At 73.9% G+C, this 15771-nt stretch carries 16 protein-coding genes; 9 read left to right on the forward strand and 7 right to left on the reverse strand.

Annotated elements, in window-relative coordinates:
* Positions 1 to 13: 13 nt before the first annotated feature.
* Positions 14 to 2464 (reverse strand): beta-glucosidase, encoded by a 2451-nt coding sequence (locus ACZ6Y1_RS34405; RefSeq protein ID WP_469639388.1) that lies wholly within the window; start codon positions 2462 to 2464, stop codon positions 14 to 16.
* A gap of 150 nt (positions 2465 to 2614) precedes the next feature.
* Between ACZ6Y1_RS34405 and ACZ6Y1_RS34410 the strand changes: the two genes are divergently transcribed.
* The 4 genes from ACZ6Y1_RS34410 (at position 2615) to ACZ6Y1_RS34425 (ending at position 5927) form a co-directional block, all read left to right on the forward strand.
* Positions 2615 to 3190 carry a TetR/AcrR family transcriptional regulator gene (locus tag ACZ6Y1_RS34410; RefSeq protein ID WP_469639392.1) on the forward strand — a complete coding sequence of 192 codons (576 nt, stop codon included), beginning with the start codon at positions 2615 to 2617 and terminating at the stop codon, positions 3188 to 3190.
* Between the two features lie 52 nt (positions 3191 to 3242).
* The gene (locus ACZ6Y1_RS34415) at positions 3243 to 4385 is read left to right on the forward strand and encodes a low temperature requirement protein A (RefSeq protein ID WP_469639395.1); all 1143 of its coding nucleotides are present in this window, start codon (positions 3243 to 3245) and stop codon (positions 4383 to 4385) included.
* Between the two features lie 94 nt (positions 4386 to 4479).
* Positions 4480 to 5199 carry a carbon-nitrogen hydrolase family protein gene (locus ACZ6Y1_RS34420; protein WP_469639398.1) on the forward strand — a complete coding sequence of 240 codons (720 nt, stop codon included), beginning with the start codon at positions 4480 to 4482 and terminating at the stop codon, positions 5197 to 5199.
* Positions 5196 to 5927, forward strand: coding sequence for a PaaI family thioesterase (locus tag ACZ6Y1_RS34425; RefSeq protein WP_469639401.1), 732 nt, complete (start codon positions 5196 to 5198; stop codon positions 5925 to 5927). The genes ACZ6Y1_RS34420 and ACZ6Y1_RS34425 overlap by 4 nt, the downstream gene beginning before the upstream one ends.
* Positions 5928 to 5939: 12 nt before the next feature.
* On the opposite strand, the gene ACZ6Y1_RS34430 is transcribed toward ACZ6Y1_RS34425, so the two are convergent.
* From ACZ6Y1_RS34430 to ACZ6Y1_RS34440, 3 genes are all read right to left on the reverse strand, one after another.
* Positions 5940 to 6755 carry an EI24 domain-containing protein gene (locus ACZ6Y1_RS34430; protein ID WP_469639404.1) on the reverse strand — a complete coding sequence of 272 codons (816 nt, stop codon included), beginning with the start codon at positions 6753 to 6755 and terminating at the stop codon, positions 5940 to 5942.
* 76 nt (positions 6756 to 6831) lie between these two features.
* Positions 6832 to 7254 (reverse strand): organic hydroperoxide resistance protein, encoded by a 423-nt coding sequence (locus tag ACZ6Y1_RS34435; protein ID WP_030657091.1) that lies wholly within the window; start codon positions 7252 to 7254, stop codon positions 6832 to 6834.
* A 64-nt stretch (positions 7255 to 7318) separates the two neighbouring features.
* Complete coding sequence (locus tag ACZ6Y1_RS34440; protein WP_469639407.1) at positions 7319 to 8341, reverse strand: NADP-dependent oxidoreductase; 1023 nt, start codon at positions 8339 to 8341, stop codon at positions 7319 to 7321.
* A gap of 95 nt (positions 8342 to 8436) precedes the next feature.
* Here ACZ6Y1_RS34440 and ACZ6Y1_RS34445 point away from each other — a divergent pair, with 95 nt between their 5' ends.
* Complete coding sequence (locus ACZ6Y1_RS34445) at positions 8437 to 8859, forward strand: MarR family winged helix-turn-helix transcriptional regulator (protein ID WP_469639410.1); 423 nt, start codon at positions 8437 to 8439, stop codon at positions 8857 to 8859.
* Between the two features lie 9 nt (positions 8860 to 8868).
* On the opposite strand, the gene ACZ6Y1_RS34450 is transcribed toward ACZ6Y1_RS34445, so the two are convergent.
* The gene (locus tag ACZ6Y1_RS34450) at positions 8869 to 9615 is read right to left on the reverse strand and encodes an SCO2400 family protein (RefSeq protein ID WP_469639414.1); all 747 of its coding nucleotides are present in this window, start codon (positions 9613 to 9615) and stop codon (positions 8869 to 8871) included.
* Positions 9616 to 9693: 78 nt separating this feature from the next.
* On the opposite strand from ACZ6Y1_RS34450, the gene ACZ6Y1_RS34455 reads away from it, so the two are divergent.
* Complete coding sequence (locus tag ACZ6Y1_RS34455) at positions 9694 to 10251, forward strand: hypothetical protein (RefSeq protein ID WP_469639417.1); 558 nt, start codon at positions 9694 to 9696, stop codon at positions 10249 to 10251.
* Between the two features lie 193 nt (positions 10252 to 10444).
* On the opposite strand, the gene ACZ6Y1_RS34460 is transcribed toward ACZ6Y1_RS34455, so the two are convergent.
* The gene (locus ACZ6Y1_RS34460; RefSeq protein ID WP_469639420.1) at positions 10445 to 11158 is read right to left on the reverse strand and encodes an esterase/lipase family protein; all 714 of its coding nucleotides are present in this window, start codon (positions 11156 to 11158) and stop codon (positions 10445 to 10447) included.
* A 212-nt stretch (positions 11159 to 11370) separates the two neighbouring features.
* On the opposite strand from ACZ6Y1_RS34460, the gene ACZ6Y1_RS34465 reads away from it, so the two are divergent.
* Complete coding sequence (locus tag ACZ6Y1_RS34465; protein WP_469639423.1) at positions 11371 to 12408, forward strand: rod shape-determining protein; 1038 nt, start codon at positions 11371 to 11373, stop codon at positions 12406 to 12408.
* Complete coding sequence (locus ACZ6Y1_RS34470; protein WP_469639427.1) at positions 12405 to 14000, forward strand: GAF domain-containing sensor histidine kinase; 1596 nt, start codon at positions 12405 to 12407, stop codon at positions 13998 to 14000. Before ACZ6Y1_RS34465 ends, ACZ6Y1_RS34470 begins: the two co-directional genes overlap by 4 nt.
* A gap of 88 nt (positions 14001 to 14088) precedes the next feature.
* Here ACZ6Y1_RS34470 and ACZ6Y1_RS34475 read toward each other — a convergent pair whose 3' ends face one another.
* Positions 14089 to 14529, reverse strand: a complete 441-nt coding sequence (locus ACZ6Y1_RS34475) for an Lrp/AsnC family transcriptional regulator (RefSeq protein ID WP_376659152.1) — start codon at positions 14527 to 14529, stop codon at positions 14089 to 14091.
* 69 nt (positions 14530 to 14598) lie between these two features.
* Here ACZ6Y1_RS34475 and ACZ6Y1_RS34480 point away from each other — a divergent pair, with 69 nt between their 5' ends.
* Positions 14599 to 15327 (forward strand): hypothetical protein, encoded by a 729-nt coding sequence (locus ACZ6Y1_RS34480; protein WP_469639431.1) that lies wholly within the window; start codon positions 14599 to 14601, stop codon positions 15325 to 15327.
* Positions 15328 to 15771 lie beyond the last annotated feature (444 nt).

Consider the following 15771-nt stretch of genomic DNA (forward strand, 5'->3'; position numbering starts at 1 on the left):
GCCATACGGCGTGTCACGCGAGGTCGAGCGTCGCGCTCAGCCGCGTGTCGCCGTGCGAGTGGCTCGCGCGGACCTCGTAGGTGCCGCCGATCCGCCGCCAGCCGCGCGCCTCCTCGTCCCAGATCTCGAAGGCCCGGGCGGGCAGGGCGATCTCGGTCTCGACGCTCTCGCCGGGGCCCGCCTCGACCCCGGCGAAGGCGGCCAGCCAGCTCGCCGGGCGCTCCACGGAGTCCGAGACGGGGGCCAGGTAGATCTGCACGACCTCGCGGCCGGGCCGGGTACCGGTGTTGGTGAGGCGGACCCGGACGGTGCCGGGGGTGACCTCCAGGGACTCGTACGCCCAGTCGGTGTAGCCGAGGCCGTGCCCGAAGGGGAAGGCGGGCTCCACGGACCGCGCCTCGTAGGCCCGGTAGCCGATGAACAGGCCCTCGCCGTACTCCAGGCGCCCGGCCGTGGGGACGACCTCGGTGACGGGCGCGTCGGCGAGGCGGGCGGGCCAGGTGGTGGGCAGGCGCCCGCCCGGCTCCTTGTCGCCGAGGAGTACGTCGGCCAGCGCGGCGCCGCCCTCCTGTCCGGGGAACCAGGTCAGGAGCACGGCGGCGACGTCCTCGCGCCAGGGCAGTTCGACCGGGGAGCCGGCGTTGACGACGACGACGGTGTTGGGGTTGACGGCGGCGACGGCCCGCACCAGGTCGTCCTGGCGGCCCGGGAGCGCGAGGTCGGTGCGGTCGAAGCCCTCGGACTCCACGCGTTCGGTGGTGGCGACCACGACGACGGCGGTGTCGGCGGCGCGGGCGGCTTCGACGGCCTCGGCGATCAGCTCGTCGGCCTCGCGCCGCGGGCCGAGGTGGAGCAGCGAGAACATGATGGCCCGCATCGGCAGCCCGCTGGTGTCGGGGACCTGGTAGGTCAGGGACACCTCGACGGGCACGCCCTCGGTGAGGGTGACGCGGGTCCGCTCGCTGGGGGCGCCGAAGAAGGCCTCGAAGGGGTCGGCCTCGTCGCCCATCTCCTGGACGCCCTCCCAGCGCCGCTCGCCGTCGACGGCGAGGGTGAAGGCGCCGAGACCGCGGGTGCCGAAGGCGTGCTCGCCGCTCTCGCGCGGCAGGAAGGTGCCGGTGACCTCGATGCTCGCCATGTTCGTGTAGTCGGCGCCGGCGGGCAGGTCGTCGCCGATCCACTGGACCTGGCCGGTCGGCAGGCTGCCCTCGCCGACGACCGCGCCGGAGGCGTCGCGGCAGATCGCGCGGAGTTCGAAGCCCTTGTCGGCGGGGGTCAGTTCGTCGGAGGGGTCGGCGCCGACGCTGTAGGTGAGCGCTCCCTCGGGGAGGGCCGCGGTGAGGCCGTCGAGCGGGGAGACGATCCGCTCGGGGAAGACGGTGGCGCTGCCGCCGCCGAGGACGCGGGCGTCGCGGGCCGCGGCGCCGATGAGGGCGACGGTGCCGGCGGAGGGGTCGAGCGGGAGGGTGCCGTTCTCGTTGCGTACGAGGACGAAGCCGCGGGCGGCGAGCTCGCGGGCCAGGGCCCGCCCGTCGACCGGGGCGGGGAGCTGCCCGACGGCGGCGGGGGCGCCCTCCAGGGCGCCGACGCGGGCGGCGAGGCGCAGCACGTTGCGGACGGCGGTGTCGACGGCGGACTCGGGGACCTCCCCGGCGCGGACGGCTTCGGCGAGGGCGGGCCCGTAGACGGTCTGCGGGCCGGGCATGGCCACGTCCAGGCCGCCGAGGATGTCCCCGGTGGTGGACCGGGCGGCCATCCAGTCGGACACGTTGTAGCCGTCGAATCCCCATTCGGCGCGCAGGACGTCGTTCACCAGGTACTGGTGCTCGGTCATCGTCGTGCCGTTGACCCGGTTGTAGGCGGTCATGATGCCCCACGGGTGGGCGCCCTCGACGATGGCCTCGAAGGGCGCCAGGTAGAGCTCGCGCAGCGGGCGCGGGGCGATGACGCTGTCGACGGTGAACCGCTCGGTCTCGGCGTCGTTGCCGACGAAGTGCTTGACGGTGGTGCCGACCCCGCCGTCCTGGACGCCGTTCACGTAGCCGCTGCCGACGGCGCCGGTGAGGTAGGGGTCCTCGGAGTAGCACTCGAAGTGGCGGCCGCCGAGCGGGGAGCGGTGCAGGTTGACGGTGGGGGCGAGGAGGACGTGCACGCCCTTGCGGCGGGCCTCCTGGGCGAGGAGCCGGCCGGCGCGGCGGGCGAGCTCCGGGTCCCAGGCGGCGGCGAGCGCGGTGGGCGAGGGCAGGGCCACGGACGGGTCGTCGGCGGTCCAGCGCACGCCGCGGACCCCGATGGGGCCGTCGGACATGACCAGGGACTTCAGCCCGATCTCGGGGATCCCGGGGAGGCTCCACATGTCCTGCCCGGAGAGCAGGCGGGCCTTGGTGTCGAGGTCCAGCTTGTCCAGGGCCGCTTCCACGGCGTCTTCACGGATCTGCTCGCGGGCCTGATCGGCATCGGTCACGGCCGTGCCTCCTCGTCGATTGCGGTGCGGGTGCTGTGCGGTGCCCCCATCGTGGACCCGTTCCCTGTTGAACGGTAGGGTTCGTGATATTTTCGTGATACTGGGATGCCGTACGGTCCTGTGGAGGCTGCCAAGGGAAGGGGTGCGCGGATGGTCCGAGCCAGGAGCGAGGAGCGCCGCGAGGAGATCGTCCTCGCGGCCCTCGAAGTGATCGCGGAGCGCGGCTACCGGGGCGCGGCCCTGGCCACCGTCGCCGAGCGCGTGGGCCTGACCCAGCAGGGGCTGCTGCACTACTTCCCGACGAAGGAGGCCCTGCTCGTCGCGGTGCTGGAGGAGCGCGACCGGTGGGACACGGGCGGCGGCTCGCGCGTCTCGGCCGACAGCTGGCGCCTGGACCTGCTGGATTCGCTGGTGGAGTACAACGCCATGCGCCCGGGGATCGTGCAGACCTTCTCGGCGCTGCTCGGCGAGAGCGTCACCGAGGAGCATCCGGCCCGCGCGTTCTTCACCGAGCGCTACGAGCAGGTCCGGCGCGAGATGGCCTCGCTGCTGCGCAGGGAGTTCGGCGACCGTCTCCCGTCGGGCCTCACCCCGGAGGAGGCGGCCCCGCTGCTGACGGCCGTCATGGACGGGATCCAGTACCAGTGGCTGCTCGCCCCGGAGTCGGTGGACATGCCGGCCGCGTTCCGCTCCTTCCTCAGGCTGTTGCGGGGCCCCGCCGCATAGCCGCCGCATTCGCCCGTGCATCCTTCTCCCGACGGGCTACCGGGGGGTTGGGATGGAGACCGAGAAGAAGGTCGCGTGGTCGGAGCTGTTCTTCGACCTGGTGCTGGTGTTCGCCGTGACACAGGTGTCGGCGCTGCTCCACCACGACCACGGCTGGAGCGGCACCGGACGGGCCGTGATCGCGTTCATCCCGATCTACTGGGTGTGGGTCGGCAACACCGTGTACTCCAACACCCATGACGCGGAGCGGCCGCTGAACCGGATCGCGCTCTTCGCGGCGGGACTGTGCGGCCTGATGATGGCACTGGCCCTGCCGGAGGCCTTCGGGGACCGCGGGCCGCTGTTCGCCGGGGCCTACTTCTGCGCCCGCCTGCTGCTCGCGGCGCTGGCGCACGTCCCGGGACGGCGCCCGACGCCCACTCCGGCCGTCCTGTCGGTACTGATGAGCGGCCCTCTGCTGCTGGTCGGCGGTTTCCTCGACGGAGGCGCCCGGAGCGGGCTGTGGGCGCTGGCGGCCGCCGTGGACCTGGCGGCACCCCGGCTGACGCGCCGCAACATGATGCGCCTGGACTTCGAATCGGGGCACCTCGCCGAGCGGTTCGGCCTGTTCGTCATGATCGCGCTGGGCGAGTCGATCGTGGCGGTCGGCGCCCCGGTGGCCTCCGCCCCCGAGCTCGGCGCCGGCTCGCTCGCGGCCGTCGCCGTGGCCTTCACCCTGGTCTGCAGCCTGTGGTGGGTGTACTTCCACCTGGCGGCGAACGCGGTCCGGCACGGGCTGGAGACGGCGGCCGTACGGGCCGACGTGGCCCGGCAGGTCCTCTCGTACGGGCACCTCTCGCTGATCGCCTCGGTCATCGCCGTGGCCGTCGGCATGGCGGAAGCCGTCGCGCACCCCGGCGAACGGCTCCCGCTCGGCGTGGCCGCCCTGCTGTACGGGGGCTGCGCCCTCTACCTCGCCACCTTCGGGTACACGCGCTGGCACCTGTTCCGGTCCTGGTCGGTGACCCGGCTGGTGGCCGCCGCGGTCGCCCTGGCGCTGCTGCCGCCGGCCGCGCTGCTGCCCTCGCTGGGCGCCCTGGCGCTCCTGACGGCTCTGGTCACCGTCCTCAACCTGACGGAACTGGCCCTCGTGCGCACCCGCGGCGGCCTTCCGGGGGGCCCGGCTCCCACGGCCCAGGCGGCGCCCACCCCCTAGAGGCTCCGCGCGGCGGGATCACCTCCTCCCCGGCGGCCACGGCCTTCCCGGCCCTGCCGAAGGAGGCCGCCGCCGGGCTGGCATGCTGAGCCGTGTGAAGATCGCCGCAGCGCAGCTGACCTGCGTACCCGCCGATGTCCCCGCCAACGCCGCACGGGCCGCCGCGCTCGCCGTGGCGGCCCGCGATCAGGGCGCCGGGCTGGTCGTCTTCCCCGAGTTCACGCTGACCGGGTACGAACTGGCCGCCCTGGCCGCCGGTCCCGGGCTGTGGACGGGCGCCGACGACCCCCGGCTGGACCCGCTGCGCTCCGCGGGGATCGCCACGGCGGTCAACGTCGCCGTGCCGAGCGGCGGCCCGCGGCCCGCCATCGCGACCCTGGTGCACGACGCGGACGGCGCGCACGTGACCACGTACCTCAAGCAGCACCTGTACGAGCACGAGCGGGACGTCTTCGTGCCGGGGACGGCCGACGGCCGCTTCGAGCTCGGCGGGATCCGCTTCTCGCTGGGGATCTGCTACGACAACCACTTCCCCGAACTGACCGGCCGGGGCGCCGCCGACGGCTGCCGGGTGCACCTGGCGAGCTCCCTGTACGGGACGGGCGGCGGGGCCGGGGAGCGCGCCGCCCTCTACCCGGGGATCGCGAAGGAGCACGGCCTGTACGTGGTCCTGGCCAACCACGTGGGACCCGCGGGCCCCTGGACGGGCTGCGGGGGCGCGGCGGTGTGGGGGCCGGGCGGTGAGCTGCTGGCCGAGGCGGACGACCGTACGCCGTCCGTGGTGACGGCCGATGTGATGAGGTGCTCGGTATGAGTGCCTTCGCCTTCGAGACGATCACGGTTCCGGAACACCTCCACGGCTATCCCGGGGTGGCCTACGGCGGCTATGTGGCGGGTCTGCTGGCCCGGCGCGCCACCGCGGGGACCGTACGGGTCGACTTCCGGCGGCCCGTGCCGACCGAAGCACCCGTCCGGCTCGCCGGGAGCGCCGGCGGCGGCTGCGAGCTGACCGACGCGCAGGGGCTGCTGCTGGCCGCGGCGAGCCCGGCCGCGTTCGAGGGGGCCGGCGCCCCGGCGGCGCCCTCCTGGGAGCGGGCCTCGGCTGCGGCCGAGGCGTACCGGGCGGCCCCGCCGGACGGGCAGGTCGACTGCTTCGGCTGCGGCCTGGACCGCACTCCCGCCACCGGGCTGCGGCTGCACTGCGGGGCGGTGCCGGGCGGCGGGATGGTCGCCACCGCCTGGACCCCGGGCCGGGAGCTGGCGGGCGCCGACGGGCTGCTGCCGGCCGAGCTGGTGTGGGGCGCCCTGGACTGCCCGGGGAACGCCGCCGGACGACTGCTCGACGGGCGCCCGGCCGGTGCGGTCACGGCCGCGCTGACCGCCCGGCTGCTGCGGCCGGTGCCGGTGGGCGAGGGGCTCGTGTCGTACGCCTGGCTGCTGGAGAGCTCGGGCCGCAAGTACACGGTGGGCACGGCCCTGGCGACTGCCGCGGGCGACCTGTGCGCGGTCGGCGAGGCCCTGTGGGTGCAGCCACGCGCGTAGGCCGCCAAGGGGTCACGGGTACGCGGGAGGGGGAGGGCCGAAGCCGGTGGGGGCGCCCTCGGGGGCCGGGGCGGGCCCGGCGGGCTCCTCGTCGGCCTGCATCAGGTGCCGCACCATGAGCGTGGCCCCCGCCACCGCGCCCGGCATCAGGAAGACCGCGACCAGCGGTACCAGGAACGCCAGCACCAGCGGCACTCCGAAGCCCAGCACCACCATCCGGCGGGAGCGCAGCAGGACCAGCCGCTCGGGCAGCTCGACCTTGCGGCGCTGGAGGGCGACGGCGGTGAGCTCCTGGGTCAGGAAGTAGCCGGAGACGCAGAATCCGAGCGCCGGGACGACGGTCTGCCCGATCACGGGGATGAAGCCGAGGGCGAAGAGGAGCAGCCCGTAGAGGGCGACGCGGCCGAGCACCTTCAGGCTGTCCAGGGCCGAGATCCACAGCTCCCGCCAGAGCGGCAGCCCGGACCGGGGGGCCTCGCCGCCCTCGCTGCGGTCGACCTGCTCGGAGAGGGACTCGTAGAAGGGCTGGCCGATCAGCAGGGTCACGGCGGTGAAGGTGATGACCGCGAGGAAGAGGCCGAGGCCGAAGACCAGGAAGGTCAGGAAGCCCCGGAACAGGGCGAGCCAGGGCGAGCCCCAGTCGTCGGCGAAGGGGGTGAACCAGGCGGTGAAGTCGTCCGCGCCGTAGCCGAGCCCGATGAGCGCGCCCGCGTAGAGGACCAGCGAGACAAGCCCGGGCAGCAGCCCGAAGCCCAGCCACCGGCCGTGGCGCAGCACCCATCCCTGTCCGGCCAGCAGGTACCGGAACCCCTCCGCAAGATCACGCATGGCGGCAGTTTATGGGGGCCGGGAAACGGCGAAGGCCGCACCCCCGGGGGTGCGGCCTTCGGTGAGCGGTGCCGGATCAGACGGCGAGCTCGACGGTGATGTTGCCGCGGGTGGCCTTCGAGTAGGGGCAGACCTCGTGGGCCTTCTCGATGAGCTCCTTGGCGGTGGCGGCGTCCACGTTCGGGATCACGGCGGAGATCTTGACGATCAGACCGAAGCCCTCGTCGTTCTTGCCGATGCCGACCTCGGCGGTGACCGTGGAGCCGGAGATGTCGGCGTTCACGTTCTTCGCGACGACACCCAGGGCGCCCTGGAAGCAGGCGCTGTAGCCGGCGGCGAACAGCTGCTCCGGGTTGGTGCCGGCGCCGCTGCCGCCGAGCTCCTTCGGCGGGTTCACGACGACGTCGAGCTGGCCGTCGTTGGTGGCGACGCGGCCGTCACGGCCGTTCTCGGCGGTGGCGACAGCGGTGTACGCGACGTCGGACTGCTGGATGGACATGTAGGGAAATCCTCCTGGTAATCGTCGCGACTCGCGCCCACGGTCACGACGGTGTACAGAGAGACTAACCGGTGAAAGAAACGATCATCTTTCCGGTGTTCTCGCCGCGGAGCATGCCCAGGAAGGCGGACGTCGCGTTCTCGACGCCCTCGACGACCGTCTCGTCGTACCGCAGCTCACCGGAACGCAGCCATCCGGCGACGTCCTGGACGAACTGCTGCTGGAGCCCGGCGTGGTCGCCCACGAGGATGCCCTGCAGGCGCAGCCGCTTGCCGATGACCATCATCAGGTTGCGCGGGCCGGGGGCGGGCTCGGTGTCGTTGTAGCCGGCGATGGCGCCGCACAGGGTCGCCCGGCCGTGCACGTTCATCGAGGAGATCGCGGCCTCCAGGTGGTCCCCGCCGACGTTGTCGAAGTAGACGTCGACGCCGTCGGGGGCGGCGGCGGGCAGCTGCTCGGCGACGGGGGCGTTCTTGTAGTTGAAGGCGGCGTCGAAGCCGTACTTCTCCGTGAGCAGCGTCACCTTCTCGTCCGAGCCGGCGGAGCCGATCACCCGGGAGGCGCCCTTGATCTTGGCGAACTGGCCGACGAGGCTGCCGACCGCTCCGGCGGCGCCGGAGACGAAGACGGAGTCGCCCTCCTTGAGGGAGGCGACCTCGAAGAGGCCCGCGTAGGCGGTCAGACCCGGCATGCCGAGGACGCCGAGGTAGGCGGAGAGGGGGGCGAGGGAGGCGTCGACCTTGGTCGCGTGCTTCGCGTCGAGCTCCGCGTACTCGCGCCAGCCCAGCATGTGCAGCACGTGGTCGCCGACCGCGAAGCCCTCGGCGTTGGAGGCGACGACCTCGCCGACCGCGCCGCCCTGCATCGGCTCGTCGAGCTGGAAGGGCGGGATGTAGGACTTCGTGTCGTTCATCCGGCCGCGCATGTACGGGTCCACGGACATGTGCAGGTTCCGTACGAGGATCCGGCCGGCGGCGGGCTCGGCCGACACGGGCACCTCGCGCAGGGCGAAGTCCTCGGCGACGGGCCAGCCCTGCGGGCGACGGACGAGGTGCCACTCGCGGCTCACGGCGGGGATCTCAGACATGCGGCGCTCCTGGTAAGAACGGGATTGCTTCACTAGGTGAAACAACCATGCGCCTGGATATTTCATGTTGTCAAGTAAGTCGGTACCCTGGATGCATGCCCAGTCGTCGCACAGACCCAGTGACCATCGAGGTCGTCGAGCTCATCGGCGACGTGGTGGCCAGGTACCACATGGAGTACGAGCACGCGGCCGCCAGCCACCAGCTGACCGGCGCGCAGGCCAAGGTGCTCAACATGCTCGCCCTGGAGCCCATGCCCATGCGCCGCATCGCGCAGAAGCTGCGCTGCGAGCCGTCGAACGTGACCGGGATCGTGGACCGGCTGGAGACGCGCGGGCTGGTCGAGCGGCACCCGGATCCCGCCGACCGCCGGGTGAAGCTGGCCGCGCCCACGGAGGCGGGACGGCAGACCGCGGAGCGGCTGCGCGAGTCGCTGGACTTCGCGCGCGAGCCGCTGGCCGGGCTGTCCCCGGCGGAACGGGCGGTCCTGCGGGACCTGCTCAAGCGGATGCTGGACTGATCCCCCGGGTCACCAGCAGAGCGGGTTCCACCACGAACCGCACTTCGTCTTCGTCGGCGACGGCGTCGGGCTGGGGACCGGGCCCGCGGTGAGCGTGGACGTCGGGCTGCCCGAGGCGCTCCCGCCCGGCGAGGGCTTGCCCTTGCCGTTCTGCTTTCCGGACTTCGACGGGCTCGGGGTGCCCGAGGGCGTCGGAGACAGCTTCGGCTCGGGGACGGAGGCCGTCGGTCCGGGCGTGAGGCTCACGGGCGCGGCCGTCTTCGCCGGGCCGGCGGCGGCCTTCGCGGTCGCCTTGCCACCGGGCGCCGAGGGCGCACCCGAGGTCGGCAGGTCCGGCAGCGGGGCGGGCTGCTGCGGGCCGTCGTCGGTGAGCACCACCTCGGAGGCGCGGTCGGTGCGCGTCCCGTCCCCCGTCATGCGGACCACCGCCAGCGAGGCCGCGGTGGCGAGCAGCACCCCCAGGGTGACCGTCAGCGCCATGCGGCTGCGCCGGCGGCGCTCGGCGCGGCGGCGCGCCCCGGCCCTGCGCTCGTTCGGGACGGACAGGGTGACGAGTTCGTCCGCGAACACGTCGGCCAGCGCGGTCGGCGCCTCGGGCACGGGCGGCACCGCGTGACCGGGTGGCACCGCGTGACCGGACGCCGCCGGGCCCCCGGCGGGCGGCGGGGCGGCGCTCAGGTACTCGGCCGGGGTCCCGCATCCGGCGCACGCCAGTGCGCCATTGAGGTGCCGTTGGCAGGCGTGACAGAAGTTCATGGCGCCCGCAGGCTACGTGCTCCCCGGCAACATAAAGATCCCGAGAACGTAAGGATCCTGTGTGGAATCGTTTCCTCCATGACGTCCTTCGGCTCCACGGCCTTCCAGTTGGTGCTTCTGCGGCGGATGGCCGACTTCCAGCCGGACCTCGCGGACGAGGCCCGCCGCAGGCTCGGCGCCTCCCTCGCGGACCAGCGCGAGGCCAACAAGCGCTGGCAGGCGATGGTCCGCTCGCCCCGCTCCCGCGGCGCCCTGGCCCGCTACCGCTCGGTGCTGGGTCCGCCCGAGTCCGCCGAACGTCGCACGATCGGCGACCTGGAGTGCGAGGCCCTGCTGTGGCCGGTGCCGCTCTGGCCCGACCTGCGCTTCGAGGTGCTGGCCGCACCGGACGGGGCGGTGTGGAACGAGTGGCTGGTACGGGCCCCGGGCGCGCGGGGGCCCGTACTGGAGTCAGCCGCGGACCTGCGGCCGTGGTCGGCGACGGTGGACGAGGTGGCGCGGGCCTTCGCACCGGTCCGCCCGATGGAGGGCACCGCACCGACGCGCTGGCGGCTGGCCTTCGACGCGCCGGGCGGACCGTGCGTGGCGGAGTTCACCTACGGCCTGCTCCAGCGCGTCTCGGCCCCGGCCGGCTAGGGGGTGTTGCTGGAGTCCTGTGCGGTGCCCGCGGTGTCCGGTGCGTGCTCTCGGCGTGCCGGGCGAAGGTCCTCGTACTGGGCGTACTCGGGGCTTCGGCCGGTGCGGCGAGAGTGCGTGCCGGGCGCCGTGGGCGCCGTGCGGGACTTTCGCAACACCCCCTGGGGGGTGCTGCGAAAGCCTGTGCGGTGGGTCAGGAGGTGAGGAAGGCCCGTACGCCCGCCGAGGTGGCGTCGTCGCCGAGCAGGTCGTTGTGCTTGAGGCAGCCCACCGGCGTGTTGACCGCCCCGGCGAGGGGGACGCTGGAGTCCGGGTTGACGACCTCGTCGCAGTTGGACCAGAAGGTCGCGTACTTCACGGCGCCCGGGGTCTCGTCGCCGCTGCCCAGGTTCTTCACCACGTACGACCCGGGGGTCATGTCCCGGCAGGCCTGGTCCCACAGGGCACAGGCCCACGCGGTGGAGGTGCCGTGGTTGGGTCCGGCCAGGGAGACCCAGTGGTCCACGGCGTCCCCGCCGCCGCCGAACTTCACGTACCAGCGGCTCACCAGCGAGCCGAAGGAGTGCGCGACGACGTCGACCCGGGCGGCGCCGGTCTGCCGGCGCACGTCCGCGACGTAGGCGGCGAGCCGGCCGGAGAGGACCTCGTTGACCGACTGGTGGGTGTCGTAACCGAAGGAGAAGAGCTCCGAGTCGGTGTACCCGTCGGCCCGCAGGTCCTCGCGGAGGGACCCCCAGACGCCCGGGTCCGCGTTGTAGCCGTGCACGAAGACCACCGGACGGTGCGACGACTCCCGCTCGGGGCTCCCGTCCGCGGCCCGGCCGGCGGCAGCATGGGCGGCCGGGGGCGCGAGCAGGGCGAAGCAGAGCGTCAGGAGCGCCGGCATCCTCTGGCGGGTCGTCAGCATCGGGTCCCCTTTACCTTGTTACGCGTGAGTAGCGCGTGCGGTGCGGGCATGGTGCTGCCTGTCGGTACATAAATCCACCCCCTTGCAGCTGCGGGACACCCCCCGGCCGGCGCAGCCCAACGGGCGGTAAGCCCGAAATGCCCGAGATGATATGAAAAGCGACCGGCAGTTCCGCCGGTCTTCTTGCGTCAGCGCTCTCGGGAGGATCTGCCGTGACCGTCAGTCTTGAGCAGTTGCGCCGCTGCCACGTCGCCGTCGACCTGGGGGCGGCAAGGACCCGCGTGTACGTCAAGGGCGCCGGCCTCGTGGTCGACGAGCCCAGCTGCGCCGCGGTGAACACGCGGACCGGCGCACTCATCGCCGTGGGGACCTTCGCCGAGCGGATGACCGGCCGCACGCCCGACTACATCCGGGTCGTGCGCCCCGTCTCCGGCGGCACCGTCGTCGACATCGAGATGGCCCAGCGCATGCTGCGTCACCTGCTCGGCGAGAAGCTGCGCCGCGCCCTGCGCCGCAAGCCCCGGCTGCGGGCCGCCGCCTGCACCCCGCACGACGCGGACCCGCTGGCCCAGCGGGCCGCCGTGGAGACCCTCGTCGGGCTCGGTGCCCGGCGCGTCGAACTCGTCGACACCCTGATCGCGGCGGCCGTCGGCTGCGGACTGCCCGTGGAGCAGCCGACCGCGACGATGATCATGGTGTGCGGGGCCGCGGCCACCCAGGTGGCTGTCCTCTCCCTCGGCTCCATCGTCACCGCCGTACGGGTCCCCGTCGGCGGCGAGGCCATCGACCACGCCGTCGTCCAGCACCTGCGCCACGCGCACGAGCTGATGCTGCCCAGCCAGGCCGTCCGGCCGCTCCAGCTGGCCCTGCACGGCGCCGGGATCACCGGCGAGGGGCCTGCCTCCACGCTGATCCACGGCCGTGACGTGGCCACCGGACTGGCCCGCTCCGTCCACGTGGACACGGCGGCGGTGCGCGACGTCATCCGCACCCCGCTGACCGCCGTGCTCGACGGCATCGGCAAGGTGCTCCGGGACTGCCCGCCCGACCTGGTGGCCGATCTGACGGACCGGGGGATCATGATGGTGGGTGGCAGCGCCCTGCTGCCCGGGCTGGACCAGATGCTGCGGGACGCCACCGGAATGCCCGTGGCCATCGCGGAACGGCCGGACGTGTGCGCCGTGCTCGGTCTCGGCGCGATGCTCGAAGGGAAGATCGCCCCGATGGTTCTCAACCCGCTGGCCGGATGACGCACGCCGGACCGGAGCCCGAGAACGAGGACGAGCCCGAGGACGAGTACGAGGACGAGGCCGCGAGCCTCCCGGTGCTGCTGGAGGCGGTGCTCAGCGTCGGCTCCGAGCTGGAGCTGCGCACCACCCTCCAGCACATCGTGGACTCGGCGGTCGAGCTGTGCTCCGCGCGGTACGCGGCGCTCGGGGTCGTCGACCCCGAGCGCGTCCGGCTGACCGCGCTGTTCACCGCCGGGATCACCGGGGCCCAGAGGGCCGCGATCCCGCACCTTCCCGACGGCCGCTCCGGCGTGCTCGGCGCCCTCGTCACGGACCCGCGCCCGCTCCTGCTGGACGACCTCACCGACGACCCCCGCGCGGCCGGTTTCCCGCCGGGCCACCCGCTGATGCGCAGCTTCCTCGGTGTCCCGATCCGGGTGCACACCGAGGTCTTCGGCAACCTCTACCTCACGGAGAAGCGCGGCGGCGGACCGTTCACCGAGGAGGACATCGCCCTGCTGCGCGTCCTGGCCTCGCAGGCCGGGATAGCGATCGGCAACGCCCGGCTGTACGAGACCGCGCGCCGCCGGGAGCGCTGGATCGAGGGCGCCGCCGCCGTGACGACCACCCTCCTGGCCGGCCGCCCGGCGGCGGACGCCCTGATGTGCGTGGCGGAACGGGCCCGGCTGCTCGCCGACGCCGCGGCCGGGGTGGTGCTCCAGCCCACCCCCGAGGGGGGCATGGAGATCGTGGCCGCCTCCACGCACGGGGACCCCGGGGACCTGGTCGGCACGGCGATCGCCCCCGGCAGCCCGGTCCTGACGCAACTGCTGGGCGGCGAGCCGGTCTTCATAGAGGACTCGGCGACCGACCCCCGGATGACCACGCACGTCCGGGAACGGTTCGGCCCCAGCATGATGCTGCCGCTGCAGAGCGGCGGCCAGCTGATCGGCACCCTCGCCCTGCCGCGCGCCCGCGGCGGCGCCCCGTACGACGCGGTGGACCGGCTGCTGGCCTCGCAGTTCGCCTCCCAGGCCGCGCTGGCCCTCGTACTGGCGGACGCGCAGCACGACCGGGAACAGCTGGCGGTATACGAGGACCGCGACCGGATCGCGCGGGACCTGCACGACCTGGTGGTCCAGCGGCTGTTCGCGACGGAGATGATGCTGGAATCCACGCGGCGGCGCTCCTCGAACGCGCCGAGCGGGGACACGGTCGGCGAGGAGCTGAGCCGCGCCGTCGACGAACTGGACTCCACGATCCAGGAGGTCCGCACCGCCATCTTCGCCCTCCAGCAGCCGCCTTCGGACGCCCCGACGACCTTCCGGGGCCGGGTCCTGCGCGAGACGGGCGGGGCGGGGGTACTGCTCGGCTTCCAGCCGTCGGTGCACTTCGCGGGTGCGGTGGACGCACTGGTCCCCGACCCGGTGGCGGCCGACCTGCTCGCCGCCCTCCGCAGCGCCCTGGCGGCGGCCCACCGCCGCAGCGCGGTCACCTCCATCGACGTGGAGATCGACGCGACGCCGTCCCGGGTCGGACTCACCGTGTCGGACGACGGCAGCACGGAATCGGGCACCAGGGGCACGACGGTGACCTGGGAAGCGGCGCTGTAGGCGAATCCGGCCCCGCCGGCGTTCGAGGCGCGGGGTCCGGGGCGGCGGAGCCCCGGCCTTCGAGCCGCACCGGCGATCGCGGTGGGGGCTACGTCCGCGACGGGCGGGCGGCGGCGCGCAGGGCGATCCGGGTGCTCGACTGCGCCACCCCCGCCTCCCGCTTGAGCCGCCGCAGCAACCCGTCCAGCGCCGCCGGATCCGCGGCACGGGCCCGTACGAGGTAGTCGTACTCCCCCGTCACGTGGACCACCTCCGTGATCCCGGGCAGCTTGGCGACCCGCTGCTCGAACTCCTCGTTCGTGGTGTCCTGGCGCAGCGTGAGGTCGATGAAGACGACGAGCCCGCCCCGGGTGTCGGCGGCCGGGTCCACGACGACGGTGAACCCGCGGATCACCCCGTCCCGGCGCATCCGGCGTACCCGGTCGGCGGTGGCGTTGGCGCTGAGGCCGACGCGGGTGCCGAGGTCCCGGTACGAGATCCGCGCATCCTCCTGCAGGATGCCGAGGATTTCCCTGTCGAGGCGGTCCATGCCGCGATTCTCGCAGCCGGGTCCGGTATTCGCCCGCGTGCCCGGGCCCGGCCCCCCGAACCTCCCGTCATGACCGAACTACTCTCCCCCACCCTGGGCGGCGCGGCGGCGGGCCTCGGCGTGGCGATGCCGATGGGCGCCATGAGCGTGCTGCTGCTCCAGGAGGCGATGCGCCACCGCCGCACGGCGATCGCCGCGGCCGCGGGCGTCGCGGCGGTGGACCTCGCCTACGCGGCCCTCGCCACCGGCCTGGGCCCCTGGGTGGCCTCGCACGTAGCCCCGGTCGAGGCCTGGGTCCGCCTCGCCTCGGCCCTCGTCCTCCTCACGATCGCCGCCCGCGGCCTGATGGCCGGCCGCCCTGGGGCAGACGGGAGTTCGACGACATGCCCTGAGCCGGCCGCTCCGGCGTCCGGAGAGCGGGGGCCGGGTCGGAGCCCGGAGGGCCCCGAGGCCGGAAGCGGTGGCGGGCACCGGTCCGCGGACGTGCGCTCGCCCCGGCCGGGCAGGGCCTTCTGGCGGTACGTCGGCCTCACCGCCGTCAACCCCACCACCGCCCTCTACTTCGCCGCCCTCACCACCGCCCAGGGCGCGAGTCTCTCGGCCGGGGCGGCCGGAGCGGCGTTCCTCGTCGGGGTCGGCGCCGCCTCGCTCCTGTGGCAGCAGGCCCTCGTCGCCGTCGGCTCCCTCGCGGGGGCCCGTATCTCCGACGCCGCCCGGGCCTGGACCTTCCGTCTCGGCTACGGCCTGGTCGCCGCCTACGCCCTCAAGATCGCCTTCCCGCTGCCGGCCCCGGGGTGAACCTCGGTGGAGCGGCCGGGGCGCCGCCCGGGGCCGCTCGGGGTGACCGGGCGCCCGCCCCGTGCGTGCCGGCCTGCGGCGCCCTCCGGCTCAGCGACCCCGGCCACGGTCCCGGCTCCGCCCCCGGCCCTGCGCCGGATGACCGGGGCCGCCCCCGCGGCGGGCCGGGCGAGCGCCGGGGTCGCGCCGCTGGTCGCCGCCGACGCGTCGGCCGGCCGGCCCGCCGGGCGCGGGGGCGGGTACGGTCACGCCGGCCACCGGCCCGGACCCCGTACCGCGCGCCCCCTCCTGCTCGGCTCCCCCGTCTCCCGGGCCGCCCTCCGGGCGACGACGGGAGTTTGACGACAGGCCCTAGTCTTCTGAGTCAGGAATTCCATTCAGATGTGTAGGCTTGTTGGGTGGCACGAACTGGGCGGCCGAAGGCTGAGTTGACGTTGTCGGACG

Source organism: Streptomyces sp. NPDC053432, assembly GCF_055585365.1.